Raw genomic sequence first — 620 nt, forward strand, 5'->3', positions numbered from 1 at the left:
CTTGGTTTAAGTGCTCGAATTCGTCGGAAACGGAAGTATTCTTCCTACCAAGGAGAGATTGGCAATAAAGCAGAGAATCTTATTCAGCGCCAATTTGAAGCAGCCAAAACAATGGAAAAGTGCTATACGGATGTGACTGAGTTTGCCATTCCAGCAAGTACTCAAAAGCTTTACTTATCACCAGTTTTAGATGGCTTTAACAGCGAAATTATTGCTTTTAATCTTTCTTGTTCGCCTAATACAAACGATGTTAGAACAGGCATTCACAGAGAAGCACTATGAGAATACGAGTCTCCATAGTGATCAAGGATGGCAATACCAACACGATTCTTATCACAGGTTTTTAGAGAGTAAGGGAATCCAAACATCTATGTCACGTAAAGGTAACAGCCCAGACAACGGTATGATGGAATCTTTCTTTGGCATTTTGAAATCGGAAATGTTTTATGGTTATGAGAAGGCGTTTCAGTCACTTAAGCAATTGGAACAAGCTATTGTGGACTATATTGATTACTACAACAACAAACGAATTATGGTCAAACTAAAAGGACTTAGCCCTATGCAATACAGAACTAAATCCTTCGCTTAAATTATTTGTCTAACTTTTTGGGGTCAGTACA

The 620-nt window shown here is 38.1% G+C and carries 1 pseudogene; it reads left to right on the forward strand.

From position 1 onward, the window contains the following. A pseudogene (locus HMPREF0850_RS12760) lies at window positions 1-589 on the forward strand (IS3 family transposase); the annotation flags it as partial. Between the last annotated feature and the right edge of the window lie 31 nt (window positions 590-620).

The organism is Streptococcus sp. M143 (assembly GCF_000162495.1).
In the GTDB taxonomy this organism is placed as follows: Bacteria; Bacillota; Bacilli; order Lactobacillales; family Streptococcaceae; genus Streptococcus; species Streptococcus dentisani.